Origin of the sequence: Albidovulum denitrificans (assembly GCF_002973535.1) — a bacterium.
GTDB lineage: Bacteria > Pseudomonadota > Alphaproteobacteria > Rhodobacterales > Rhodobacteraceae > Albidovulum > Albidovulum denitrificans.
The window spans coordinates 297,110-322,906 of the sequence record NZ_PVEP01000003.1 but is presented as its reverse complement, the minus strand read 5'-3'; the positions used below and the strand labels follow the sequence as shown (position 1 = coordinate 322,906).

At 65.6% G+C, this 25,797-nt stretch carries 20 protein-coding genes; 6 read left to right on the top strand and 14 right to left on the bottom strand.

Features of this window, described 5'->3' with window-relative positions; all coding sequences use genetic code 11:
* The first annotated feature begins 162 nt into the window (after nucleotides 1-162).
* Entirely contained in the window at nucleotides 163-1,185 is a 1,023-nt protein-coding gene (locus LX70_RS10340; protein WP_105514684.1) for a hypothetical protein, read from the top strand.
* 5 nt (nucleotides 1,186-1,190) lie between these two features.
* Here LX70_RS10340 and radC read toward each other — a convergent pair whose 3' ends face one another.
* The 9 genes from radC to LX70_RS10295 all read right to left on the bottom strand — a co-directional run bounded on the left by radC (nucleotide 1,191) and on the right by LX70_RS10295 (nucleotide 11,801).
* Nucleotides 1,191-1,952: a RadC family protein gene (gene radC / locus LX70_RS10335; RefSeq protein ID WP_105514722.1), complete on the bottom strand. Its 762-nt coding sequence runs from the start codon at nucleotides 1,950-1,952 to the stop codon at nucleotides 1,191-1,193.
* A 62-nt stretch (nucleotides 1,953-2,014) separates the two neighbouring features.
* Nucleotides 2,015-2,890 (bottom strand): DMT family transporter, encoded by an 876-nt coding sequence (locus LX70_RS10330; protein ID WP_281260440.1) that lies wholly within the window; start codon nucleotides 2,888-2,890, stop codon nucleotides 2,015-2,017.
* 81 nt (nucleotides 2,891-2,971) lie between these two features.
* Nucleotides 2,972-3,934: an imelysin family protein gene (locus LX70_RS10325; protein ID WP_105514682.1), complete on the bottom strand. Its 963-nt coding sequence runs from the start codon at nucleotides 3,932-3,934 to the stop codon at nucleotides 2,972-2,974.
* A 219-nt stretch (nucleotides 3,935-4,153) separates the two neighbouring features.
* Nucleotides 4,154-6,592: a DNA topoisomerase (ATP-hydrolyzing) subunit B gene (gene gyrB / locus LX70_RS10320; protein ID WP_105514681.1), complete on the bottom strand. Its 2,439-nt coding sequence runs from the start codon at nucleotides 6,590-6,592 to the stop codon at nucleotides 4,154-4,156.
* 113 nt (nucleotides 6,593-6,705) lie between these two features.
* Complete coding sequence (gene rlmN, locus LX70_RS10315) at nucleotides 6,706-7,896, bottom strand: dual-specificity RNA methyltransferase RlmN (protein WP_105514680.1); 1,191 nt, start codon at nucleotides 7,894-7,896, stop codon at nucleotides 6,706-6,708.
* A 65-nt stretch (nucleotides 7,897-7,961) separates the two neighbouring features.
* The gene (tdh, locus tag LX70_RS10310; protein ID WP_211301695.1) at nucleotides 7,962-8,987 is read right to left on the bottom strand and encodes an L-threonine 3-dehydrogenase; all 1,026 of its coding nucleotides are present in this window, start codon (nucleotides 8,985-8,987) and stop codon (nucleotides 7,962-7,964) included.
* Between the two features lie 11 nt (nucleotides 8,988-8,998).
* Nucleotides 8,999-10,189 carry a glycine C-acetyltransferase gene (locus LX70_RS10305; protein WP_105514678.1) on the bottom strand — a complete coding sequence of 397 codons (1,191 nt, stop codon included), beginning with the start codon at nucleotides 10,187-10,189 and terminating at the stop codon, nucleotides 8,999-9,001.
* Between the two features lie 100 nt (nucleotides 10,190-10,289).
* A complete protein-coding gene (locus tag LX70_RS10300; protein ID WP_425430586.1) occupies nucleotides 10,290-10,853 on the bottom strand; it encodes a helix-turn-helix domain-containing protein in 564 nt (187 codons plus the stop codon).
* A 30-nt stretch (nucleotides 10,854-10,883) separates the two neighbouring features.
* Nucleotides 10,884-11,801 carry a LysR family transcriptional regulator gene (locus LX70_RS10295; protein ID WP_105514676.1) on the bottom strand — a complete coding sequence of 306 codons (918 nt, stop codon included), beginning with the start codon at nucleotides 11,799-11,801 and terminating at the stop codon, nucleotides 10,884-10,886.
* Between the two features lie 116 nt (nucleotides 11,802-11,917).
* On the opposite strand from LX70_RS10295, the gene LX70_RS10290 reads away from it, so the two are divergent.
* From LX70_RS10290 to LX70_RS10270, 5 genes are all read left to right on the top strand, one after another.
* Nucleotides 11,918-13,126: an acyl-CoA dehydrogenase gene (locus LX70_RS10290; RefSeq protein WP_105514675.1), complete on the top strand. Its 1,209-nt coding sequence runs from the start codon at nucleotides 11,918-11,920 to the stop codon at nucleotides 13,124-13,126.
* A gap of 105 nt (nucleotides 13,127-13,231) precedes the next feature.
* Nucleotides 13,232-15,421 carry a dehydrogenase E1 component subunit alpha/beta gene (locus LX70_RS10285; RefSeq protein WP_105514674.1) on the top strand — a complete coding sequence of 730 codons (2,190 nt, stop codon included), beginning with the start codon at nucleotides 13,232-13,234 and terminating at the stop codon, nucleotides 15,419-15,421.
* The gene (locus LX70_RS10280; protein WP_105514673.1) at nucleotides 15,418-16,449 is read left to right on the top strand and encodes an ACP S-malonyltransferase; all 1,032 of its coding nucleotides are present in this window, start codon (nucleotides 15,418-15,420) and stop codon (nucleotides 16,447-16,449) included. Before LX70_RS10285 ends, LX70_RS10280 begins: the two co-directional genes overlap by 4 nt.
* 1 nt (nucleotide 16,450) lies before the next feature.
* Nucleotides 16,451-17,950 (top strand): L-piperidine-6-carboxylate dehydrogenase, encoded by a 1,500-nt coding sequence (amaB, locus tag LX70_RS10275; RefSeq protein WP_105514672.1) that lies wholly within the window; start codon nucleotides 16,451-16,453, stop codon nucleotides 17,948-17,950.
* 199 nt (nucleotides 17,951-18,149) lie between these two features.
* On the top strand, nucleotides 18,150-19,229 hold the full coding sequence (locus tag LX70_RS10270) for a saccharopine dehydrogenase family protein (protein WP_105514671.1): 1,080 nt from the start codon (nucleotides 18,150-18,152) through the stop codon (nucleotides 19,227-19,229).
* Here the strand turns inward: LX70_RS10270 and LX70_RS10265 are convergent.
* The 5 genes from LX70_RS10265 to LX70_RS10250 form a co-directional block, all read right to left on the bottom strand.
* On the bottom strand, nucleotides 19,226-20,404 hold the full coding sequence (locus LX70_RS10265; protein ID WP_105514670.1) for an OpgC family protein: 1,179 nt from the start codon (nucleotides 20,402-20,404) through the stop codon (nucleotides 19,226-19,228). The genes LX70_RS10270 and LX70_RS10265 overlap by 4 nt on opposite strands.
* Nucleotides 20,397-22,172, bottom strand: coding sequence for a glucans biosynthesis glucosyltransferase MdoH (gene mdoH, locus LX70_RS10260; protein WP_105514669.1), 1,776 nt, complete (start codon nucleotides 22,170-22,172; stop codon nucleotides 20,397-20,399). Before mdoH ends, LX70_RS10265 begins: the two co-directional genes overlap by 8 nt.
* Nucleotide 22,173: 1 nt before the next feature.
* Nucleotides 22,174-22,350, bottom strand: coding sequence for a hypothetical protein (locus tag LX70_RS20740; RefSeq protein WP_211301690.1), 177 nt, complete (start codon nucleotides 22,348-22,350; stop codon nucleotides 22,174-22,176).
* Complete coding sequence (locus LX70_RS10255) at nucleotides 22,350-23,924, bottom strand: OpgD/OpgG family glucan biosynthesis protein (protein ID WP_105514721.1); 1,575 nt, start codon at nucleotides 23,922-23,924, stop codon at nucleotides 22,350-22,352. The genes LX70_RS20740 and LX70_RS10255 overlap by 1 nt, the downstream gene beginning before the upstream one ends.
* A 628-nt stretch (nucleotides 23,925-24,552) precedes the next feature.
* Nucleotides 24,553-25,770 (bottom strand): S8 family serine peptidase, encoded by a 1,218-nt coding sequence (locus LX70_RS10250; protein WP_170076170.1) that lies wholly within the window; start codon nucleotides 25,768-25,770, stop codon nucleotides 24,553-24,555.
* Nucleotides 25,771-25,797: the final 27 nt, after the last annotated feature.

Here is a 25,797-nt window from a genome sequence, read left to right as displayed (position 1 = left end):
GCGTTTCGCGTATCTAGCGGGGGATTGACCCGCATCCCCCCAAATTCTGTGGCTGTCTGGACGAATTCGGATTCCGAATTGTCATGTCTCAGCCCCGATCATGCCCCGATCGTTCGCTAATCCTGAACAAAAGGTAAAGTTTTCCGGGGGGTGAGTCTTCCAATGAAACGCAGAATCCTGATGGCCGGCGCAACCTTCTTCCTTGCCGCCGCGACAGGCCATGTGATGCAGAACACGCATGAGATCGGGGCAGCCCTGCGCGGCGTCTTCGTCTCGGCCCCCAAACCGGCCGGGACCATCGTCGCCAGCGTCGCGCCCGTCGCCGCGCAGCCGAAGATGGCCGAGATTGCCGGGCCGCAGGTCGCGCAGGTATCGACCGATGCACTGCCCGATTTCCCCGCCGTCGCGGTGGGTGAGCTGAAATCCGGCGTCCTTCTTGCGGCCCGGATGGATGCGGTCGCGGATGACTACAAGCGCCCCGAAACGGATGCCGACAAAAGCTATACGGTCTTTGGCATTCCCTGCGGCGCCCCGGCCCTGACGCTAAGCCTTGGCGCCTCTGGCACGCTGAAAGCGGCACTTTCGGCGCCCTGCCACCCCGAGGAACGGGTGGTCTTCGACCATGCCGGGCTAAGCTTCGCGCTGATGACGGATGCAGCAGGCATGGTCAACGTCACCATTCCGGTGATGGCGACCGACGCCAAGGTGACCGCCAGCTTCGGCGACGGTGAAACGCTCACCTTCGAACGCCGGGTGGCCGATCTGGACCGCATGCGGCGCATCGCCATTTCGGGCGGCGCCGATCTGGGCCTGAACCTTTATCAGGACGGCGCGGCCTATGGCGCCGAGGGCTTTTTCTCCGCCAACCGTCCGGGCGACGCGGGCCTGACCGGTGGCGCAACGCTTGTGGTGCTGGGCGATCCGTCGCTTGACAGGCCGATGCTGGCCGAGGTCTTCACCGCCGCCGACACGGCCAACACCGTCGCGGTCGAGGCCGAGGCGACGACGACCGAGGCCAACTGCGGCACCACGCTGCGCGCCCGGTTCGTCACGATGGAAGGCGGCAAGCCGGGGATGAATGAAACCTTCGTTCAGGCCATGCCGGGATGCGATGCGATCGGTGATTTTGTCGTCGCGCCGCTGCCGGGCTGGGATGGCCCGCTGACCGTCGCCTCGCGCGACTGACGGGCTTACAAAAGCCCCTCGGACCGGAAGCTGAGATCGCGGGTCTTGCCGATGATGAGGTGGTCGTGAACGACGATCCCCATCGTCTCGGCCGCGTCACAGATCCGCGCCGTGATCTCGATGTCCTGCGGCGAAGGCGTGGGGTCCCCCGATGGATGGTTGTGGACCAGAATCAGCGCGCTTGCGGTGATTTCCAGCGCCCGCTTGATGACCTCGCGCGGGTAGACGGGAACGTGATCCACGGTGCCGCGCGCCTGTTCCTCATCCGCGATCAAAACGTTCTTGCGGTCGAGGTACAGCACCCGGAACTGCTCCGTCTCGCGATGCGCCATGGCGCTGCGGCAATAGTCGAGAAGCTGGTCCCATGAGGACAGCACCGGCCGGTGCATCACCTTCGCGCGGGCAAGGCGATGGGCGGCCGCCTCGACGATCTTGAGTTCCTGAACGACGGCGTCACCGGCCCCCTTGATCTCTTTCAACCGCTCCGCCGGGGCGGACAGGACCCGGTTGAAGTCCCCGAACCGTTGCAAAAGCGCGTGAGCCAGAGGTTTGACATCCTGACGCGGAATGGCGCGGAAGAGGACAAGTTCCAGCAGTTCATAATCGGGCATCGCGGCGGCACCGCCCTGCATGAAGCGGGCGCGAAGCCGTTGCCGGTGGTCGCGGATATAGGAGGGAAGCCGCACCCCCGGCAGCGGCAACCCGGCCGCCTCATCGGCGTCAAAGAGGGGCAGGGGCGCTTCGTGAAAGGCGGAGTGTGCGGGCATGGCCCAAGCGTCGCGCTCCATGGTGAAGGAAGGGTTAACACCGCCCTGTTGGCCGCGAAAATCTAACCGGCGCGGCTTTCCCGCAGGATCACGACCACGCCGCTTGCGATGATGATCGCGGCGCCAAGGTAGGTCGCGCTGTCAGGCACCTCGGCCCAGATCAGCCAGCCGAAAGCCGTCGCCCAGATCAGCGCGGTGTAATCCAGCGGCGCAACCAGCGTTGCGGGGGCAAGCCGGAAGGCCTGGGAAATCATCGTCATGCCTGCCGTTCCGAAAAGCGCGATGGAAACGAAAAGCCATACATCCTCGGCCCGGACCGGTAGCCAGACGAACGGTACCAGAACCCCGCTGAGAAGCGCGCCGGTTCCGGTCAGGTACAAAAGCAGCGTCCAGATGCTTTCGCGCGGATCGACCAGCCGCGAGCCCAGCATCAGAAACGCATAGACCAGCGCCGTCGCGACCGGCAGGAGAGAGACCGCCTGAAACGCAGCGCCCCCCGGACGGATCACGATCAGCACCCCGATAAACCCGACGATGACGGCAAGCCAGCGCCGCCAGCCGACCTCTTCGCGCAGGAAGAGGGCGGAGATCGCGGTGATGAAAAGCGGGGCCACGAAGATCAGCGCCGTCGCCTCGGCAAGGCCAAGATGTTTGAGGCTGGTGAAGAACAGGAACGTCGCCGCGACCCAGAGGAACCCGCGCAGAAGATGCGCCATGGGTCGGCGGGACAGAAGCGCGGACGGCCCGCCCAGAACCAGCGCGATCACCACCGCGACGGGCAGCGCGATCAGGTTGCGCAGGAACATGATCTGGAACGGTGCGTAATGGGCCGTCAGCGTCTTGGCCAGCGCGTCATTGGTGCTGAGGCAGGCAACACCGGCGCACATCAAAACGGCCCCGGACAGGCGCCGCCGTTTCTCATCTGCCAGTGTCTGCACCCGTCCCCCTTCGCGCCGCGTCCGGCGATGCTATCGGGCCGGGGGAGCAGATACCAGACGACGCGGCGCGTCGGGGGGACCCTACTGCGACGCCGTGCCCAGATCGGCACCGATCTCGGCCGCGACGGCATCCTGAATGCGGGCGATCTTCTGTTGCAGGATCTCAAGCTTCAGCCGCCCGGTCGGGTCCGCCGCGCCGGACATGTCGGGGTCGTCCAGACCCTCGGCATAGCCGATCGCCACGTCGAACGCGGCTTCGCTGCGCGGAACCGGGCCGGTGGCAAGGTCCATCGCCAACTGCCGCAAGGCCTTCAGCGACAGAACGACATTGCGCATCGACCGCCCCGACCGCCGCGCCTCGGCCAGGTCAGGGCGCGGGGCCTCGAAGGTCCCCATCGGGCGGCTAAGACGCTGGGTCTTGGTGAAATCGAGGCCGGTGAAGAGCGCGGTGAAGAGCGCCTCGCGCGCCGCGCTTTTGTCGGGATAAACCTCATTCCCCGCCGCGCCCGCCGTCGTCAGGCTTTTCGCATGGCCCGGCCATTCCGCGTTCATGTCGCGCGCCACCCGGTTCAGGTCGGCGGCAATGGCAAGCGTCAGGTGGCAGGCATAGTCGTTGCGCCCGTAGTCCGAAAGCGTCTCATCATAAAGCAGCCGTTCAAGCGCGAACAGACCGCGCCCGGCGACCGTGACCTTGGCGAACCCGCTTTCGCTGTCGACCGCCGGGTCCTTCGCCGCGACAAGCCCGACGACGGTCTTGCCCACCATGTCGCCATTGTCGGGCCAAAGCGCGATGGCAAGGTTGCGGCCCCTGTCGGCCAGGGGGCCGAACTGAAACGGGCTTATCGCGATCCAGGCGTCGAAGGTTTCCTGAAAGGCGGGGCGCAGGGCGGCGGGGCGGCAATCGACCAGCGCGCTGTTGACCAGCGCCTCCGTCTCCTCGCCGAAGCGGGCGAAGGCGGGCAGGATGTCCTTCGTCACCGCCGTATCGACATCGGCCATGGCGGGGCCGGCGATCAGGCAGGCAGTAAAGACGAGCATGCGCATCGGCGACTCCACAGGACACGAATCGGGCCGGTCCCGGTGTTACCGGGGGCCGACGTGACGCCATGGTCGCGCTGTGGTTGCGCGTCAAAGGGTCACGGGGACCGCCCTAGCACGGACGTTCGGGGCCGTCATGGTCGAAAAGGCTGTTTTCGGTGCCTGACTTCCGCGCCCGGCACCGAGCGTGCCGGGCTGCCTGTTATCGGAGGCCTGTGACGCGGGTCAGAAATCCAGGTTCTCTACGCTCAGCGCGTTCTGCTGGATGAACTCGCGCCGCGGTTCGACGACGTCGCCCATCAGCTTGGTGAAGATGTCGTCGGCCTCGGCCAGATCCTCGATCTTCACCTGGTTCAGCACCCGTGCCGAGGGGTCGAGCGTGGTTTCCCAAAGCTGATCGGGATTCATTTCCCCCAGACCCTTGTAACGCTGAAGCGTCAGGCCTTTCTCGCCTTCCTGAAGGATCGCGTCCAGCAGGTCGAGCGGGCCGTGGATCGCCTGATCGCGGTCCTTGCGGACCAGATGCGCCGCGCTGCCATAGATCTCGCGCAGCGCCTCGGTATGGGTCGCCAGACGGCGCGCCTCGCCCGAGCGCAGGATCTGACCGTCCAGTGTGCGCACCTCTTCGACGCCGCGCAGGAAGCGGGCGAAGCGCAGCCCCTGATCCTGCGTCGGGCGGCCTTCCCAGCCGCGTTCATATTCCACCGCGACCTCGTCGAGACGCCGGGCCACCTCACTTGCCACGCCCTGCGCATCGGCATCGACGCGGCCGGGAACGAGGGCGCCCGCGATGGCGGACTGTTCCAGGATGCGGGTCGGATAATGGGTCGGGAAGGCGTTCAGGATGCGCCGCACCACGCGGGCCTCTTCGACCACCCGGCGCAGGTCGGCGCCGCTGATCTCTTCCCCGGACTGAAGCCGCAGCACCGCCCCGTCGGTCCCCTGTTCGATCAGGAAATCCTCAAGCGCGGGCTGGTCCTTCAGATAGACCTCGGACTTGCCGCGCGTGACTTTGTAAAGCGGCGGCTCGGCGATGTAGAGATAGCCGTTTTCGATCAGCTCCGGCATCTGCCGGAAGAAGAAGGTCAGAAGCAGGGTGCGGATATGCGCGCCATCGACGTCCGCATCCGTCATGATGACGATCTTGTGGTAGCGCAGCTTGCCGATGTTGAATTCATCGCGCCCGATCCCGGTGCCAAGCGCGGTGATGAGCGTGCCGATCTGGTCCGATGACAGCATCCGGTCGAACCGCGCGCGTTCAACGTTCAGGATCTTGCCCCGAAGCGGCAGAACCGCCTGATACTTCCGCTCCCGCCCCTGCTTGGCGGACCCGCCGGCCGAATCCCCCTCGACCAGGAACAATTCGGTCAGCGCCGGATCCTTTTCCTGGCAATCCGCCAGCTTGCCGGGCAGGCTGGCGACATCCATCGCCGTCTTGCGCCGCGTCAGTTCGCGCGCCTTGCGCGCCGCCTCGCGCGCCAGCGCCGCCTCGATGATCTTGCCGACGATGGTCTTGGCTTCGGCCGGATGCTCCTCGAACCACTCCGACAGCTTTTCGTTCACAAGGTTTTCGACCGCAGGCCGCACCTCGGACGATACCAGCTTGTCCTTGGTCTGGGATGAGAATTTCGGGTCCGGCACCTTGACGGACAGCACGCAGGTCAGCCCTTCGCGCGCGTCGTCGCCGGTGAAGTCGATCTTCTCCTTCTTGGCGATGCCGCTGTCCTGGGCGTATTTCGTCAGCGTCCGGGTCAGCGCGCCGCGAAAGCCCGCCATATGCGTGCCGCCGTCGCGCTGGGGGATGTTGTTGGTGAAGGGCAGGACCGTCTCATGGTAGCTGTCGTTCCACCACATCGCCACTTCGACGCCGATGCCGCCGCGCTCCCCCACGATGAAGATCGGGTCGGGCATCACGGGCGTCTTGTGCCGGTCGAGATATTTCACGAATTCCCGCACACCGCCGTCGTAGAAAAGTTCGGTGCGCTGCAACTCGGCGCCGCGATTGTCCTCAAGGATGATCTTCACGCCGGAATTCAGGAAGGCGAGTTCGCGCAGCCGGTTTTCCAGCGTCTTGAACGAATATTCGAGGTTCGAGAACGTCCCCTCAGGGCTTTTGGTCCGTGCGGAGGCGAGGAAGCGCACCTCGGTCCCTTTCTCGCCCGGCTCCGCATCGCCGACGACGCGCAGCGGCTCGACCGTCTCGCCCTTTTCGAACTTGGCGTAATGTTCCTTGCCATTGCGCCAGACCCGTAGTTCCAGCCAATCGGACAGCGCGTTGACGACCGAAACGCCCACCCCGTGCAGACCGCCGGAAACCTTGTAGCTGTTCTGGTCGAACTTACCGCCCGCGTGCAGCTGGGTCATGATGACCTCGGCCGCCGAAACGCCTTCGGTCGGGTGCATGTCGGTCGGAATCCCGCGTCCGTTGTCGCGGACCGAGACGGAGTCATCGGCGTGGATACGGACCCTGACAAAGTCCGCATGACCCGCCAACGCCTCGTCGATGCCGTTGTCGACGACCTCATAGACCATGTGGTGCAGGCCGGACCCGTCATCGGTATCGCCGATATACATGCCGGGCCGTTTGCGCACGGCCTCCAACCCTTTGAGAACCTTGATGGAATCGGCGCCGTATTCCGCCGGAGTTTGCGCGTCGTCGGTCATGCCCGCCCGTCCTTGTTTTTGTGCGCATTTTATAGTCCGCCACGGGCGGATTGTCACGTCGAAGCCACAATATTTGGTGGTTGCCGGTTGCCTGCGCCCCGATCGCCCCGCGCCTAGCGCAGACCGGCCTCGGCCGCGATCTCCGCGCGGCTTTTCCGGGCGCGTTCGGTGGCCGATTTCAACTGCCCGCAGGCGGCCATGATGTCCTCGCCGCGCGGGGTGCGGATGGGGCTGGCATAGCCCGCCTTGTAGACGATGTCCGCAAAGGCCTCGATCCGCTCCCAGTCCGACCGCTCATAGGGCGCGCCGGGCCATTCGTTGAAGGGGATGAGGTTGATCTTGGCCGGAATGCCCCGGATCAGCTTGACCAAACGCTTCGCATCGGCGTCGCTGTCATTGACGCCCTTCAGCATCACATATTCGAACGTGATCCGTTCGGAATTCGAAAGGCGCGGATAGTCGCGCAGGGTATTGAGCAGCGTTTCGATGTTCCAGCGCTTGTTGATCGGCACCAGCCGGTCGCGCACCTCATCCGTCGTGGCGTGAAAGCTGACCGCCAGAAGGCAGCCGATCTCTTCCGCCGCCCGCGCGATTTCCGGCACCACGCCCGAAGTGGATAGCGTGATCCGGCGGCGCGACAGCGACAGCCCTTCGCCATCCATCACCACCTTCATCGCGTCGCGGACGTTGTCGAAGTTGTAAAGCGGCTCCCCCATGCCCATCAGGACGACATTCGACACCAGCCGCGTTTCATCCTTCGGCGCGCCGGGTTCGGGCCATTCGCCCAGATCGTCGCGGGCCAGCATCAACTGCCCCACGATTTCCCCCGCCGTCAGGTTGCGGACAAGCTTTTGCGTGCCGGTGTGGCAGAAGGAACAGGTCAGCGTGCAGCCGACCTGGCTGGAAATACAAAGCGTTCCCCGGTTCTCCTCGGGGATATAGACCATCTCGACCTCATGGCCCCCGGCGATCTTCAGGAGGTATTTCCGCGTGCCATCGGCCGAGACCTGGCGGGTGACGACCTCGGGCAGGGCAATCTCGAAATGCTGGGCCAGAAGCGCGCGGTAGTCCTTCGACAGGTTCGTCATCGCGTCGAACTCGCGCACGCCCCAGTGGTAGACCCATTGCCAGATCTGCCCCAGCCGCATCTTCACCTGCTTTTCGGGTGTTCCCGCCGCGATCAGCGCGTCGCGCAACTGATCCCGCGTCAGGCCGACAAGATTGACCTTGCCGCCTTCGGGCAGCTTGCGGGGAATGGTCAGCACGTCTTGCGTGACGGGCGCGGTCGGGGTCTGATCGGTCATCGGGGCATCCTCGGGCGGCAAGACAGCATCATATAGTCGATCCCGCGCCCGAACGGAACAGGCTGTCAGCCCCAGTCCAGCACGACCTTGCCGCTTTTGCCCGACCGCATCACCTCGAACCCGTCACGGAAGTCGTCGGCCTTGAATCGGTGGGTGATGACCCGGCGGATGTCGAGACCGTTTTCCAGCATCGCGATCATCTTGTACCAGGTCTCAAAGATCTCGCGGCCGTAGACGCCCTTGATCGTGATCGCCTTGAAGACGATGCGCGACCAGTCCACGGGACTTTTGCCCGGCGGAATGCCCAGCATCGCGATCCGCCCGCCCATCACCAGGTTTTCGACCATCTGGTCGAGTGCGGCCTGATTGCCCGACATCTCCATCCCGACGTCGAAGCCTTCCTTCATCCGAAGCGCGCCCTCGACCTCTTTCAACTCCTGCTTCGCGACATTGACCGGCACCACGTCCGTCACCGCTGCTGCCAGGTCCAGCCGGTCTTGGTTGACGTCGGTGATCACAACATGCCGCGCGCCGACATGGCGGGCGACGGCGGCTGCCATGATGCCGATGGGGCCGGCGCCGGTGATCAGCACGTCCTCGCCCACGAGATCGAAGGACAGCGCGGTGTGAACCGCATTGCCAAGCGGGTCGAGGATTGCGCCGATCTCATCGTCGATCTCGTCGGGCAGGGGGACGACGTTGAAGGCGGGCAGGCGCAGGTATTGCGCGAAGGCGCCCTGTTCGTTGACGCCGATCCCACGGGTTGCCGGGTCCAGATGAAACTTCCCGGCCCGGCTTTGCCGCGACTGCTTGCCGATCAGATGCCCCTCGCCGGAACAGCGCTGGCCGATGGTCAGCCCTTCGACATTCCGCCCGATCTCCACGATCTCACCGGCGAATTCGTGGCCCGTGACAAGGCCCAGCGGAACCGTCCGCGCCGCCCAGTCGTCCCAGTTCCAGATATGGATGTCGGTGCCGCAGATCCCGGTCTTGCGGATGCGGATCAGCACGTCGTCCGGGCCGATCTCCGGCACCGGGCGGTGTTCCAGCCAAAGCCCGGTTTCCGGTTTCGCCTTTGCCAGCGCCTTCATGTCGTTGCGCATCAGATCACCCCCACCGCCTTGCCCGCGTCCCGAAAGGCGTCAAGCGCGATATCCAGACCCGCCCGCGTCAGCCGCGCATTCATCTGCGTGCGAATCCGCGCCTGCCCCTTCGGCACCACCGGGAAGAAAAAGCCCGAGACATAGACACCCCGGTCGTAAAGCTCTGCCGCCATGGCTTGCGCCAGCTTCGCTTCGCCCAGCATCACCGGGATGATCGGGTGTTCGCCCGGCAGCAGGGTAAAGCCCGCCGCCTGCAACCCGTCGCGCCAGTAGCGTGCATTGTCGAACAGTTGCGCGCGCAGATTGTCCCCTGCCTCGATCAGGTCGATGGCGGCGATACCCGCCGCGACGACGGCAGGCGGCAGCGCGTTGGAAAAGAGGTAAGGCCGCGCCCGTTGCCGCAAAAGGTCGATCACCGGCTGCGGCCCGGCGATATAGCCGCCAAGCGCCCCGCCAAGGGCCTTGCCCAGCGTCCCGGTGAGGATATCGACATCGACCCCGGCATGGGCGGGCGTCCCGCGTCCCTCAGGCCCCATGAAGCCTGTCGCGTGACAATCGTCCACCATCGTCAGCGCGCCATATTTTTCCGCCAGCGCCACGATTTCGGGCAGTTTCGCCAGATAGCCGTCCATCGAAAAGACGCCATCCGTCGCGACCATGATGAACCGCGCGCCATCCGCGCGCGCCTGCCGCAACTGCGCCTCAAGATCGTCCATGTCGGAATTGGCGTAGCGATAGCGCTTGGCCTTGCAAAGCCGTATGCCGTCGATGATCGAGGCATGGTTGAGGGCATCGGAAACCACCGCGTCCTCCGGCCCCAGAAGCGGCTCGAACAAGCCGCCATTGGCGTCGAAACAGGCGGCGAAGAGTATGGAATCCTCCTTGCCGAGGAACCGCGCGATCCGCTCCTCCAACTGCCGGTGCAGGTCCTGCGTCCCGCAGATGAACCGGACCGAGGCCATGCCATAGCCGTGATCGTCCATCGCCGCCTTCGCGGCCGCGATCAGCGCCGGATGATCCGCCAGCCCAAGATAATTGTTGGCGCACAGGTTCAGCATGTCGCGCCCCGCGACACGGATAAGCGTTCCCTGCGCCGACTGGATCAGCCGTTCGCGTTTCATCAGCCCTTCGGCGTCGATGCCGCGCAGGGTCTCGGTCAGGTGATCGAGGAAACCGGCCTTGTCCGTCATGTCAGAATATCCTCCGTGATGATGGAATAATACCGCCATCCGTCGATATGTCAATATCCCGGATGCGCGTCCATCAAAACGGATTTTAGCCGATCCGGGCCTAGCTGTTCTGCACGATCAGGATCGCCCGCGCGGTGGTCCCGATCGCCTCGATCCTGTGTGGCCGATCGGCGAAATAGCGTGCGGTATCCCCGGTCCCCAACCGTGATGTCTCCTCACCCGAGGTGACGCCAAGCGTACCTTCCAGAACCGTCAGATGTTCGCGGCAGCCCGGCCCGTGCGGGTCGCTGACCAACTCGCCCCCCGCCTCGAACCGCAATTCATAGACCTCATGTTCCCCCGCGGCCTCGGCGGGCGACAGGATGCGGATGGTAACGCCCTGGCCCCGCCCGCCGATGACGGGCGCGTCGCTCGCGCGGATCACCTCGATCCCCGGCGCGGTGCGGCCTTCCAGCAGCCCCGCGAAATCCACCTGCAACGCCTGTGTCAGGTTCCAAAGCGTCGCGACCGTCGGACTCGATTCGCCGCGCTCGATCTGGCTGACCATCGACCGGCTGACACCGGACAGCTTCGCCACCGCCTCAAGGCTAAGCCCCTTGGCGCGGCGCGCCTCTTTCAGCGAGGCGGCAAGACGGTCATGGATCGAGGTGCGGGACGACATGATGGATAAGCCTGAGTTGTGATGCGGAAAAGGTCAACGGGGCAGCATCTCCAGCCCGTCGGGATCGGCGGCCTCATCCACCAGCCAGTCGCGAAAGGCCAGAAGCGGTGCGTGCCGCGCGCCGGTCTTTGGCCAGACCAGTTGATAGCTGCCCTCCACCCGGACCGGACCGCCATGGACGGGCAGAAGCCGCCCGTCCTCCAGATCGCTGCGGGCCAGAAACTCTGGCAGCAGCCCGACGCCAAGGCCATGGATGATCGCCTGAATCATCGGTGCGAACTGATCGAAGATCATCCCCTGCGGGACCGGGTCATGAACGCCGTGATGGGCGAACCATTCCGCCCAGGCGTTCGGTCGCGTCTCAAGCCGAAGAAGCGGTAGCGCGAAAAGATCGCGCGGGTCTTCGATCATCCGCCCGGACAGCAGGCCCGGCGCGCAGCAGGCGACAAGGCGTTCGTCCAGCAGCTTGACCGATTCGGTGCCGGGCCAGGTGCCGATGCCGAAATGGATCGCGGCATCGAAGCCTTCCTCATCGAAATCGAAGGGCTTCAGCCGCGTGGCAAGGTTGATCGTGATGCCCGGATGCGCCGCCAGAAAGCGTGGCAGTCGAGGGGCAAGCCAGCGGGTGCCGAAGGTCGGCAGGATCGCCAGCGACAGCGTCCCGCCCCCGGTGGGCGAGCCAAGCCGCATCGTCGCGCGGGAGATCAGTTCAAGCGCCTTCGCCACGTCCCGCGCATAGGCCAGCGCCTCATCCGTGGGCGTCAGGCGGCGGCGGTCGCGGACAAAAAGCGTGACGCCGACCTGTGTTTCAAGGCTCTGGATCAGGCGCGACACCGCCCCTTGCGTCAGGTGCAACTCTTGCGCGGCGCCAAGGGTCGACCCGGTGCGCACGACCGCCTCAAAGGCGCGCAGCAGGCTGACAGAGGGCAAAAGGCGACGGGGAAGGGCCATGTATGTGCGATACTCATATGTCTTGGTGAGAATAGCGCTGTATCGGCGGGCAAAACCAGCCCATAATGAATACCCGACACATTCCCGCACTTTCGCCACCAAAGGATGACTTCGCCATGGCTTTGAAACCCAAGGACGCCCCCGACCTGTCGCGCTTTGACTGGGAAGACGCCTTCCGGCTTGAGGATCAACTGACCGAGGAAGAGCGGATGCTGCGCGACGGCGCCCGCGCCTATGCGCAGGAAAAGCTGCAATCGCGCGTCATCGCCGCCTATCGTGAGGAAAAGACCGATCCCGCGATCTTCCGCGAGATGGGGGAGATGGGGCTGCTGGGCGTCACCGTGCCCGAGGAATACGGCGGTATCGGCGCCTCTTATGTCGCCTACGGCCTCGTCGCGCGCGAGGTGGAGCGGGTGGACAGCGGCTATCGCAGCATGATGTCGGTGCAGTCGAGCCTGGTGATGTACCCGATCTATGCCTATGGCTCGGAAGAGCAGCGCAAGAAATACCTGCCGAAACTTGCGTCCGGGGAATATATCGGCTGCTTCGGCCTGACCGAACCCGATGCCGGCTCCGACCCCGCCGGGATGAAGACCCGCGCCACGAAAACGGCGAATGGCTACGTCCTGAACGGCTCGAAAATGTGGATCTCGAACGCGCCGATCGCGGATGTCTTCGTCGTCTGGGCGAAGTCGGACGCGCATGGCGGCAAGATCCGGGGCTTCGTGCTCGACAAGGGCATGAAGGGTCTGTCGGCACCGAAGATCGGGGGCAAGCTCTCCCTCCGGGCTTCGGTGACCGGCGAGATCGTGATGGAGAATGTCGAGGTCGGCGAAGACGCGCTGCTGCCCAATGTCGAAGGGCTGAAAGGCCCCTTCGGCTGCCTCAACCGCGCGCGCTACGGCATCGCCTGGGGCGTGCTGGGCGCGGCGGAGTTCTGCTGGCACGCGGCGCGCCAATACGGCCTTGACCGCAAGCAGTTCAACCGGCCGCTGGCGCAGACCCAGCTTTACCAGAAGAAACTGGCCGACATGATGACGGAAATCTCCCTTGGCCTTCAGGGCGCGCTGCGGGTCGGCCGCCTGATGGACGAGGCGAAGGCGGCGCCCGAGATGATTTCGCTCGTCAAGCGCAACAACTGCGGCAAGGCGCTGGATATGGCCCGGATGGCGCGCGACATGCATGGCGGCAACGGTATCCAGGAGGATTTCCAGGTCATGCGCCACATGGTCAACCTTGAGACGGTGAACACCTATGAAGGCACCCATGACGTCCACGCCCTGATCCTCGGCCGCGCGATCACCGGGCTTCAGGCGTTTTTCTGAAGGGGGTTCATCGTGGCGCAAATACTCCCGCCGGAGGCGTCCGGCCTTGCCGCCAGATGCCTCCGGCGGGAGTATTTTTCCACAGTGAAGACATGAGGCTTTGGCATGGACCGCGCCGAGATCGTTCACGAAAACTTCCTGAGACGGGTTGCCGCGGGCGACCTGCCGCCGGGCGCCGCGCCCGTGGGGCCGTTGTCGCCGACCGGGGCGGTTTCGGTCTTCCGCTCGGCCTGCCTGTCGCGCGCGCTCGACCGGCAAAGCCGGGCGATGCAGAAGGCGGGGCAGGGGTTCTATACCATCGGCTCCTCGGGGCATGAGGGGCTGGCGGCGGTGGCGGCGGCGCTGCGGCCCACCGATACCGCCTTCCTGCATTACCGCGACGCGGCGTTCCAGATCGCGCGCGCCGCGCAGGTGCCGGGGCAGTCGATCGCCTGGGACATGCTTCTCAGCTTCGCGTCTTCGTCCGAAGACCCGATTTCCGGCGGGCGGCACAAGGTTCTGGGGTCGAAAACACTCTCTATTCCGCCCCAAACCTCCACCATCGCCTCGCATCTGCCGAAAGCTGTGGGCGCTGCCTATTCCATCGGCGCGGCGCGGCGGCACCGGCCGGAACATCAGGACCTGCCGGACGACTCCATCGTCTATTGCTCCTTCGGGGACGCCTCGGCCAACCACTCCACCGCGCAGGGCGCGTTCAATACGGCGGCCTGGACGTCCTATCAGTCGATCCCCCTGCCGCTTCTCTTCGTGTGCGAGGATAACGGCATCGGCATTTCCACCAAGACGCCGAAGGGCTGGATCGCCGCCAATTTCGCGCAGCGGCCGGGGTTGAAGTATTTCGCCTGCAACGGGCTGGATATCTTCGAGACCTTCCGTGTCGCGACCGAGGCGGCCGCCTATGTCCGGGGCCGCAAGAAGCCCGCCTTCCTCCATGTCGGCACGGTGCGCCTTTACGGCCACGCGGGCGCCGACATGCCCACCACCTACATGCCGCGCGAGGAGGTGGAGGCGGAAGAGGCGAACGATCCGCTGCTGCATTCCGTGCGGCTGCTGGGTCAGGCGGGCGCGCTCACGCCCGTCGAGGCGCTGGCTATCTATCAAGACACCTGCGCGCGTGTGTCGCGGATCGCGGAAGAGGCGGTGACCCGGCCGCGGCTTAAAACGGCCCGCGACGTGATGGAGAGCCTGATTCCGCCGAAACGGGCTTGCAAGCCGACCAACGGGCCGAGCGCCGAGGCGCGCGCCAGCGCCTTCGGCGGCGATCTGAAGGCGATGGAAGAGCCGCAGATCATGTCCCGCCTCATCAACTGGGCGCTGACCGACCTGATGCTGGAACACCCCGAGATTGCCCTGATGGGCGAGGATGTCGGGCGCAAGGGCGGCGTCTACGGCGTGACGCAAAAGCTCATCACCCGCTTTGGCCCGGACCGGGTGATCGACACACTTCTGGACGAACAGTCGATCCTTGGCCTTGGCATCGGCATGGCGCAAAACGGCTTCATCCCGATGCCCGAGATCCAGTTCCTCGCCTATCTCCACAATGCCGAGGATCAACTGCGGGGGGAGGCGGCGACGCTGCCCTTCTTCTCGAACGGTCAATACACCAACCCGATGGTCGTGCGGATCGCCGGGCTTGGCTATCAGAAGGGCTTTGGCGGACATTTCCACAATGACAACTCCGTCGCCGTCTTGCGCGACATTCCCGGCCTGATCCTCGCCTGCCCCTCGAACGGGGCGGATGCGGCGATGATGCTGCGCGAATGCGTGCGCCTTGCGCGCGAGGAGCAGCGGCTGGTGGTCTTTCTCGAACCCATCGCGCTTTACCCGATGCGCGACCTGCATGGAGAGAAGGATGCAGGCTGGATAAGGCTCTATCCCGCCGGAAATGAGGTGATTCCGTTCGGTGAGGTGGGTGTTCATGGCGATGGCACCGAACTTGCCATCGTCAGTTTCGCGAACGGCTATTACCTGTCGCGCCAGGCCGAGAAGCGGCTGGCGGAGAAGGGCGTCAAGGCGCGGGTGATCGACATGCGCTGGCTGTCGCCCCTGCCCGCTGACGCGCTGATCGCGGCGGTGAAGGGCGCGAAACGCATCCTGATCGTGGATGAGACGCGCCGCACCGGAGGGGTGGCCGAGGCGTTGATGGCGCTGTTCACCGAACGCACCGATCTGCCCCATGCCCGCATCACGGCGAAGGACAGTTTCATCGCCACCGGCCCCGCCTATGCCGCGACCATGCCTTCGGCGGACGGGATCTATGACGCGGCGATGACGCTGCTGGGGGGCAAGGCATGAAAACCGCCGTCGTGATCTGCCCCGGCCGGGGGACCTATACCAAGACCGAGCTTGGCTATCTGAAACGCCATTTCGCCGATCGCGCGCTTCTGACCGCCTTCGACCGTACCCGCGCCGCGCTGGGCCAGGAAACGCTGAGCGATCTTGACGGCGCGGCGAGCTATTCGGTGGCGAAGCATACACGGGGCGACAATGCCTCGGCCCTGATCTACGCTGCGACGTTGGGCGATTTCCGCGCCATCGAGGGCGTCAGGGTCGTCGCCGTTACCGGCAATTCGATGGGCTGGTATTCGGCCCTGGCCTGCGGCGGCGCGCTGACCGCCGAAGCGGGGTTCGAGGTGGTCAACACCATGGGGACCCTGATGCAAGAGGCGCTGATCGGCGGGCAGATGGTGCATCCTTGCGTGGGTGAGGACTGGGTCCCCGACACCGCCCGCAAGGCCGGGCTGCTGGCGAAGGTGGCAGACATCGACGCGCGGCCGGATCATATCCTTGGCCTGTCCATCGACCTTGGGGGCATGCTGGTGCTTGCCGGGAACGATGCGGGCCTGAAAGCGTTTGAGGCCGAAGTTCCGCCGGAACAGGGTCGATTCCCGATGCGTCTGGCAAACCACGCCGCCTTCCACACCGCGCTTCAGGCCCCTGTCGCCGAACGTGGCCGCGCCCGCCTGTCGCCCACGCTGTTCAGCCAGCCGAAGCTGCCGATGATCGACGGGCGCGGTGCGATCTGGTGGCCGGGCGCGACCGACACACACGCGCTTTGGGACTATACGCTGGGCCATCAGGTGACGGAGACATATGACTTCACCAAGGCCATCCACATCGCCGCGCGGGAATTCGCGCCGGATCTTTTCATCGTCACCGGCCCCGGCACCACGCTGGGGGGCGCTGTGGCACAAAGCTTGATCCTTGGCCGCTGGCGCGGCATGGGTTCAAAGAGCGATTTCCAGACACGCCAACACTCTGCGCCGCTGCTCGTCTCCATGGGTATGGACGACCAGCGCGCGACCGTCACGAAGGGAGACTGACATGAGCCACAAGGATGTGCTGAAGGCCGCGGGCCTGAGCGAGGCGGAGATTTCGGGCGGCACGCTGGCCGTGCATTCGCCGATCGACGGCGCCGAGGCCGCGAAGGTGCGCGAAACCACGGCGGCGGAGATGCCTGCGATCATCGCGACGTCGCAGGAGGCATTCAAGGCCTGGCGGCAGGTCCCGGCCCCGCGCCGGGGTGAACTTGTCCGCCTGCTGGGCGAGGAACTGCGGGCCTCGAAGGAAGAGCTGGGCGCGGTCGTGACGCTTGAGGCGGGCAAGATCCTGTCCGAGGGTCTGGGCGAGGTGCAGGAGATGATCGACATCTGCGACTTTGCCGTGGGCCTTAGCCGCCAGATTTACGGCCTGACCATCGCCTCGGAACGTCCCGGTCACCGGATGATGGAAACCTGGCATCCGCTTGGCCCCTGCGCCGTCATCACCGCCTTCAACTTTCCCGTTGCGGTCTGGTCCTGGAACACTGCGCTGGCACTTGTGTGCGGCGATCCGGTGATCTGGAAGCCGTCGGAAAAGACCCCGCTGACCGCGATGGTCTGCATGAAGATCCTCGACCGCGCGCTGAAGCGGTTTGGCGACGCGCCCGAGGGGCTGGTGCAACTGGTGATCGGCGGCCCGGATGTGGGGGAGGCGCTGGTGAATTCCAAGGACGTTCCCATCGTCTCGGCCACCGGATCGACCCGCATGGGCGGTATCGTCGGGCCGAAGGTTTCCGCCCGCTGGGGCCGCCCGATCCTGGAGCTTGGCGGAAACAACGCGATGATCGTCGCGCCCTCGGCCGACCTCGACATGGCGGTGCGCGCCATCGTCTTTTCCGCCGTCGGCACGGCGGGGCAGCGCTGCACCTCACTGCGCCGCCTGATCGCGCATAACTCGATCAAGGACGATCTGGTGGCGCGGCTGGTCAAGGCCTATGGCAGCCTGCCCATCGGCGATCCGCGCAAGGGGACGACGCTGATCGGCCCGCTGATCGACCACGCCTCGCGCGACCGGATGCAGGCCGCGCTGGAACAGGCGAAGTCCGAAGGCGGCACGATCCACGGCGGCAAGACCGTTGCGACGGGCGTGCCGCAGGGCGGCGCCTATGTGCAGCCCGCCGTGGCCGAAATGCCGAAGCAGACCGACACGGTGCGCACCGAGACCTTCGCGCCGATCCTTTACGTCATGGGCTATGACACGCTGGATGAGGCGATCGCGATCCAGAACGACGTGCCGCAGGGCCTGTCCTCCTGCATCTTCACGCTGAACATGCGCGAGGCGGAAACCTTCCTGTCCTCCGTCGGGTCCGACTGCGGCATCGCCAACGTCAATATCGGCCCTTCGGGCGCCGAGATCGGTGGCGCCTTCGGCGGCGAGAAGGAAACCGGCGGCGGCCGCGAAAGCGGTTCGGACGCCTGGAAGGGCTACATGCGACGCCAGACCAACACGATCAACTATTCCGCCGACCTGCCGCTGGCGCAGGGCGTAAAGTTCGACATCTGAGAGAAGGCGGTGCCGTCCCGGACCTGATCCGGGACCTCCGTTGAAACAAGAGGCCCCGGATCACCTCCGGGGCTTCGTCATTATGACCGGCCGTGCCGTCATATTTTATCTCAACCCCTGACAATCCGCCGAAATGACGCGCGCAATCGACGGCCGGCCGCGTGAATCTGTCCGTAAACCAACGGACAGGAGAGTTTCGATGTCATTCACCAAAGTCGCCGTTCTCGGCCTCGGCAAGGTCGGCCACCTGGCGGCGGAGCTGCTGGCGGAGGCGGGGTTCGACGTCACCGGCATCGACGCGCGCAAGGTCGCGGACACCCCCTTCCCGACCCGCACCGCCGACCTGACCGATACCGCCGCGCTGGGCGCGATCCTGAAGGATCAGGAGGCAGTTCTGTCCTGCCTGCCCTATCACCTGAATATCGGCATCTCTACCGTCGCCCACGGCCTTGGCCTGCATTACTTCGACCTGACGGAAGACGTCCCCACCACGCAGCACATCCGCGACCTCGCCAAGACCGCGAAGGGCCTCATGGCCCCGCAATGCGGCCTCGCCCCCGGTTTCGTCGGCATCGTCGGCGCGCATCTGGCCGAACCGTTCGACAAGGTCCGCTCCATCCGCCTGCGCGTGGGCGCGCTGCCGCAGAACCCGACCGGGCTTCTTGGATACGCCTTCAACTGGTCGCCCGAGGGTGTGGTCAACGAATACCTCAACGATTGCGAGGTGATCGAGGAGGGGGTTCACAAGACCGTCTCGGCGATGGAATGGTTGGAGACGATCTATATCGACGGGCTGAAGCTTGAAGCCTTCACCACCTCCGGCGGCCTCGGGACGATGTGTGAAACCTATGCCGACCGGGTGGAGAACCTCGATTACAAGACCATGCGCTATCCCGGCCATGTTCAGTTGATGAATTTCTTCTTCCACGAGCTTCTGATGCGCGAAAACCGCGAGGCGGCGGGCAGGATCCTGACCCATGCCAAGCCGCCGGTGGATGAGGATGTCGTCTACCTTCACGTCGCCGCCGAGGGCTGGACCGGCGGGCAGTTGAAGCGGACCGAATTCGTGCGCGCCTATTATCCGCAGGAGATTGCAGGTCGTCGGCGCACGGCGATCGCCTGGACGACCTCGGCCTCGGTCGTGGCGGTGATCGAGATGGTGAAGGCCGGAAAGCTGCCGCGGCAAGGCTTCCTGAAGCAGGAAACCATCCCGCTTGACGCCTATCTTGCGACAAAGACCGGGCAGTACTTCAACGCGGGCCTGCGCGGGCGGCGTTAGGCGCGGGCGGGCAGGGCGGGGCCGGTGGCGACCCGCCCGCCGGATGGTTTGCGGTTGCGGTCGAGGAAGGCCGCGAAGGCGATCATCACCACGATGCCCCCGGCAATCAGCGACCCGTCGAGGATATGCGACGGTATCACCGCAAGCTCCTTCACCGCGCGGGCGGCGAAGGACAGAAGCGTCCCCATCGCGAAGACCGGCAGCGCCTGCCGCCCCAGGACCGCCAGCGGCGCCAGCGCCGGATGATCGGCCGCGCGGCGGAATCCGGGGATGGTGCTGATCGCATAGGCAAGGGCCACGACATGCAGAAGCCGGGGCAGCGACACATATGTCTTGTCGAAGGCGGTAAAGAACCAGGGCGCGCCGTGATTGGCCGCCCACCAGAGCGCGGTCCCCGCCGCCCGCCCCAGCGCGTGCCATTTCAGCCAGACCACCGCGAGGATGACAAAACCCCAGGCCAGCCAGGCCAGCCACGGCCGTAACGGCACGAACCGCGCGCCGCGCTTCATCGCCAGCCCGGTCAAGAGGCCGATCACGAACAGAAGTTGCCAGGAGAACGGGTTGAAGAACCAGCCGCCGGGAAGCGGATAGGCCGGCAGGTCGAGCCGGAACCACCCCGCAGCGAACCAGAGCGCGACAGACCCGGCAAGCGTCCAGACCGGCCAGCGTCGGCCCAGCAGGATCAGCGCCGGGGCGGCCAGCAGCAGGACGGCGTAAAGCGGCAGGATGTTCACATAGCCGAACTGGTGCCCCAGCGTCGGCACCCCGATCAGGACGCCATAGGGGTCGCTGAAGAGGAACTGGAAGTTATCCTTCTGCGCCAGCGTGATACTGCCGCCAAAACGCCAGGTCGCAAAGACGATGGCGATCGCCCAGAAGGACAGGAACAGGTGGGTAAGGTAAAGCGTCCAGGCCCGCTTCCACACCTTCGCGATCCCCGGCCAGAGCGGCTTGGCCGACAGACCGCCCGAATAGGCCAGCGCGGCGGAGATGCCGGAGATCATCACAAACCCCTCGGCGGCATCCGAGAAGCCGAAATTGCGGTTGGTCAGGTTCTCGAACACCGTGCCGGGGACGTGGTTGATGAAGATCATCACAAGGGCAAGGCCCCGAAGCACGTCGATCCGCCCGTCACGCTGGCGCGCGGGCGATTGCAGGGCGCTGCGATCAGGCATCGGCGGTACCCCGGCCCGGTTGGGCGCCCGTGCCAAGCGCAGCGCCCGAGGTCTGCCCCCAGCGCGCAAGGATCGCGTCGTGCCGCGCAAGGATCGGCGGCAGGGCGCGTTCCTCGGGCATCCCGAACACCGCCGACCCCGCCGCAGAGCGTGAGGTCCAGGCGATCAGGACCGGCGACAGGATCATCGGGCCAAGCACCGGCAGCAGCCAGGGCAGCAGCGCGGGGATCCAGTACCATGAGGCGACAAGACCCAGAAGCCCGACCGTGACCATGAAGTGGCAGGCCTCGAACGCCTCCATCAGGGTCAGCCGCGCCTCGCCCCGCCGGTTCGCGGGCCAGCCGCCATCGGCGCCGCGCAGGACCTGAAGCACGGACCGGGTCTGGAAGGCCATCAGGATCGGGGCGATCACGCTCGACAGCGCGAGGTCCAGGACCGAGGACAGGACGACAGAGGCAGGCCGCCCGAACTGCCGCAACCGGCCGCCCATCGCCGCCTCGATCACGATCAGGAGTTTCGGCATGATCAGAAGGCCGACGATCCCGATCGCAAGGCCGATCGCCTTCGCCGTCTCATCGCTGGGAAAGACCGGGAAGAACTGGTGCGGGTCGGGGAAATAGTCGGGCGGCGGCAGGTTCGCCCGGTCGAGGAGAGAGGAGATCAGGAACCCGCCCCAGAAGACCGGGGCGATATAGGCCATGATCCCAAGGCCCAGCGACATGCGGCTCCACCCCGGCAGACCGGCTGCACCGATGACGCGGGAATGCTGAAGGTTGCCCTGGCACCAGCGCCGGTCGCGCTTGGCATGTTCAATCAGGTTTTCCGGCCCTTCCTCATATGACCCGCCCAGATCGGGGTCGAGGCGCACGATCCACCCCGCGCGGGCCAGAAGCGCCGCCTCGACGATGTCATGGCTAAGGATATGGCCCCCGAAGGGCGGCGGCCCGTCCAGTTCCGGCAACCCACAGGACCCGGCCCAGGCGGCGGTACGGACGATGGCGTTATGGCCCCAGAACGGCCCCGCGGCCCCCTGAAGCCGCGCCAGCCCGCGCGCGAAGACCGGCGAATAGAACCCGGCGGCGAATTGCATCGCGCGGCCGAAGATCGACTGCGCCCGTACCACGACGGGAAGCGTCTGAAGCAGGCCAAGGCGTGGCTCCGCCTCCATCCGCCGGATCATCTCAAGGATCGACTCCGCCTCCATCAGGCTGTCCGCGTCAAGGATCAGGGCAAAGTCATAGGCCCCGCCGCTGCGGCGGAAGAAATCCGCGATATTACCCGCCTTGCGTCCGGTATTCTGGCTGCGGCGGCGGTAGAAGAGCCGCCCCTCGCCGCCGGTTTCGGCCATCAGGCGATTGAACCAATAGGCTTCGCCCGCGATCACCTCGGGCCGGGAACTGTCGGACAGGATCGCAAAGTCGATCCGCGCCGGGGCGTCGTGCAGCGCCTCCATCATCGCCGCCACGCGGGCGAAGGTCGCGGCGGGGTCTTCGTTGCAAACCGGCATCAGGAGCGCGGTCTTGCCCCGGATCGGCTGCGCCGCGACCGTTGCCCTTCGCGCGGGCCAAAGCCCGATCAGCGACAGCCCCGCGCCCCAGGCGAGCCAGGCGGTCGACAGCGCCAGCAGGGCGGCGCTGAGATAGGCATAGACGGTCAGGCCCGCAGCCGAGGAATACTGAAGGAACAGCGCTGCCGCCCCGCTTCCCGCCAGCACGGGCAGAAGAACGGCAACCGAACGCAGGGCGATCAGTCTGGACCGGCTGCCCATGTCAATGGTTCACCGTGCGCCGCGCCGCGCCGAAAAGGCCGCGCAGGACGGTGAGCGCCTGTGGCGCCTCAAGCCGTTGCGTGGGCATCGCGAGGGGGGCGTCGGGCAGCGCGGCAGCGGCCGGGATCGGCAGGATCACCGCCTCGGCATCGCGTTCGGAAAGCACCTCGATATTCATCACTTCACCCATTGGAATGACCAGATCTCCGACAGTTTCCTGCCGTAGCCTGCGATATGTGCCGTCATCTCCACGACCGCGCCGTCCTTGGCCGCGATGTCGGCGGCCATCCTCCATGTCGGTTCACCGGGAAGCTTCGACAGGGTCAGCACATCGACGGTCCCCCCGGACACGCTCAGCACCGGTGACACCTCCGTGTCGCTGTCCGGCAGGCGGCCAAGCATTCCGCCGTGGAAATCGACCACGAACTTGCGCGTGTCGGGCGGGTTTTCAACCCCCGCCGCCCCGCCCACACCGCTTCGTGTGGCCCGGACGATGGCCCGGTCGTCGGAATAGTCGGGTTCCAGCCGACCCCAATGCAGCCTGTAGGCGAATTCGCGCGCATCGCCCGCCTTTACCGGCTGGTCGGGAATCCAGAAGGCGCCGATATTGTCATGCACCTCGACATCGGTCGGAAGCTCGAAAAGCCGGACCTTGCCCGCGCCCCAGTCGCCGATCGGCTCGACATCGACCGAAGGCCGCAGGTCATAGCGCGCACCGGCGTCCTGGTAATCGTCGAAATCCCGCCCCCGCTGGTGCAGGCCGAAGCGCTGCGGCTGCGTCTCGCTGTAATAGGAGGTCGCAAGCCGCGCCGGATTGTCGAGCGCGCGCCAGATCACGTCACCATCCGCCCGCACGATCCTGAGGCCGTTGCTGTCATGGACGCGCGGGCGGTAGTCGAGGAACCGCGCCCGGTTCACATCGGCGAAGAGGAACATTGAGGTCAGCGGCGCGATGCCAAGCTGTTCGACGTCATTGCGGAAGAAAAGCCGCGCCGTCACCTCGACTGTGGTGTCGACGCCCGGCGTCACGATGAAACGGTAGGCCCCGGTCACGCTCGCGCTGTCAAGCGCGGCGTAGATCGTCACCCGCTCATCCCCCGGCGCCGGACGTTCCAGCCAGAAACCGCTGAAGCGCGGGAATTCCTCGGCCTTGGTCAAGCCGCTGTCGATGGCCAGACCGCGTGCCGAAAGGCCGTAAGTGTTGCCCTGTCCCAGCGCGCGAAAATAGCTGGCCCCGACGAAGGAGATGATCTCATCCATCTTGTCGGCGCGGTTCAGCGGATGGGTCAGCTTGAAGCCCGCCACGCCGGGAAGCGCGGTTGCGGGGGGGACGTCCTCTTTCAGATGGCCGCGATAGTCGAAATCGTCGGTGGTGAAGGTCAGTTCGGTCGCGCGCCCGTCGATGACCTCATGCAGGCGCACCGGCTCCTTGAACAGCCAGCCGAGGTGGAAGGGCAGCAGGTTCCAGGTGCTTTCCGCCGATTTCCACCGCGCCTTGGCGGGGCGGAACTGGATATGCTGATAGTCGTCATAGTTGAGGTCGGTGAAAAGCGGCGACAGGACCTCTGCCTCGGGCGCAGGCTGGGCCGCCCGCGCGCGCGCGGCGTCGGTCAGCAGGTCAAAGCTGAAGGGTTCGCCCTGCACCGCATCGGCCTGCGCCCAGAGGGGGGCGGGCAGCGCCAGCATGGTCAGCGCGGTGGTCCCCGCCGCGGTCAGGAACAGCCGCCGCGAGGGCGACCGGAGATCAGTCATGTTCGGAATCATTCTTCAACGTTTGCAATAGCCTGGCAGCCAGCCCGACTCATCGGGCGTCACCATCGCGCATTCATACCGCTTCTTGCATTTCCGCAAGAGGAATGCGCGTGCAGCATTCGCAAAAGGCGAGGGGAGGCACCCAACAGGAGGTTCTGCGCCCATCCAGAGGCCCCCGGATCGGCGCCATTCCGCCGGGCGCCTAAAAATTAGGCAGATGCGGGACCGTGGGCCGAGGGTACGGGATGCGCTGGGCGATGCAGGGAAAGTAAACCGGACGGGGCCGCGCCTGTCGCCCGCGTGAAAAGGGCGGAAGCGGCCAACACCTCGTATGCTTGCGCACCCGTACAGCGTTGACCGCTCCCGCCGATCGATCAGTCAGAAACTCGTTACTTCAAGCACACCCGACAGGACACAACGATCGACGTCTGGAGGAGGCAGCCACTCTTACACCTGAACTCTTGACCTTGGTGATCTGCCGGCCGTTCCGTGAGTACAGCCCGCCGACACTCATCCCCAAATATCTACCCACACCCATTGTCTGTTAGTTGCGCCCCATAGGGTTCGGTTCAAAAGAAATTCAGATTTTCCGAAAAAAAACTTCCGGCAGGCCGTCGCGCCCGTCCGCTCAGCAGCCCGGAAGCTGAAGCAGGCCCCAGCCGAAATCGGAATCATGCCCCGCCGCCCCAAGGTCACGGGCGTCGCGCTTCAGCGCATCGACGATGGCCGTCTTGCCGCGCACGCCCTTGCCGACCTCATGCGCGATGATCGCCGAAGCGATGGCGGCGGCATAGGACGTCCCCGAACGATAGGAACGCCCGCCGCTGTCTGAGACCAGAAGATCGACGCCCGGTGCCGCGAAATCCACCTCATCGCCCCGGTTCGCGGCGCGATAAAGCCGAAGTCGCGCGTCGATGGCCGTTACGGCGATGACATGCGGATCGGCGGCGGGGTAGGCGACCTGCCCACGCCCCTGATTGCCGGTCGCGGCGATAAGCGTCGCGCCGCGCGCGCTGGCCGTTGCCATCAGCGTGGAAAGAACCCGGTTGTCCGGCCCCGACAGCGACATGTTGACGATGTCGACATTATCGCCAAGCAGCCAGTCCAGACCCCTGGCGAAATGATCCAGCCGCATGCCGTTGCCTTCGGCCTTGTTCCCCTGCGCGAAGGCCACCGCCGAATAGATCTGTGCGCCGACGGCAAGGCCTTCGTCATCGCGCGCCCCCGGCTGACCGGCGATCAGCGAAACGAGGCCCGTCGCATGGCCCGGATCGGCCGCCGTGTCGGTGTCATCCAGTACCGTCCGGCTGACGATATTGATCTTCGAAAGGCCCGGCGCGGCGGTATCGACGGGACCGTCGATCAGGCCGATGCGGACATTGCCGGGCAGGGCGCAGGTCCGGTTCACAGGCGCGCCCACCAGGTCCGCCGCATAGCTTCGCGACCCGCCCGAGGGGGCAAAGATGCTGTTGCGGTCCAGCGCGACGCTGATCCCCGCGCCCAGAAGACGGCGCTGGAGCGCGGAGGCCGAGATGCGTTCGTTCAGATCGACGGCCACCATCGACAGGCCCAGCGACCCAAGGTCCTGGCGCCGCAGGACGGTCGCACCCAGCGATTCAATGTACTCGGCCGCGCGGTCCATCGCCGCGGGCGTGCCGACTGACAGATATTCGACGCGGCCATTGCCCAGCGTCCGTGACCGGCCAAAGGTCATCAGGCGGGAGCGGGCGGGCGTCTCATTCCTCTCCCGCGCGCGGGCGCGCTCCCGGTCGGTGGGCTTGGTCGACTCACCAGAGGGTTCACTGCCTTCAGACGTCGGCTCGGCGGCGAAAGCCGCCCCGATCATCCTGCCCTCTCCCGCTCCGAGGACAAT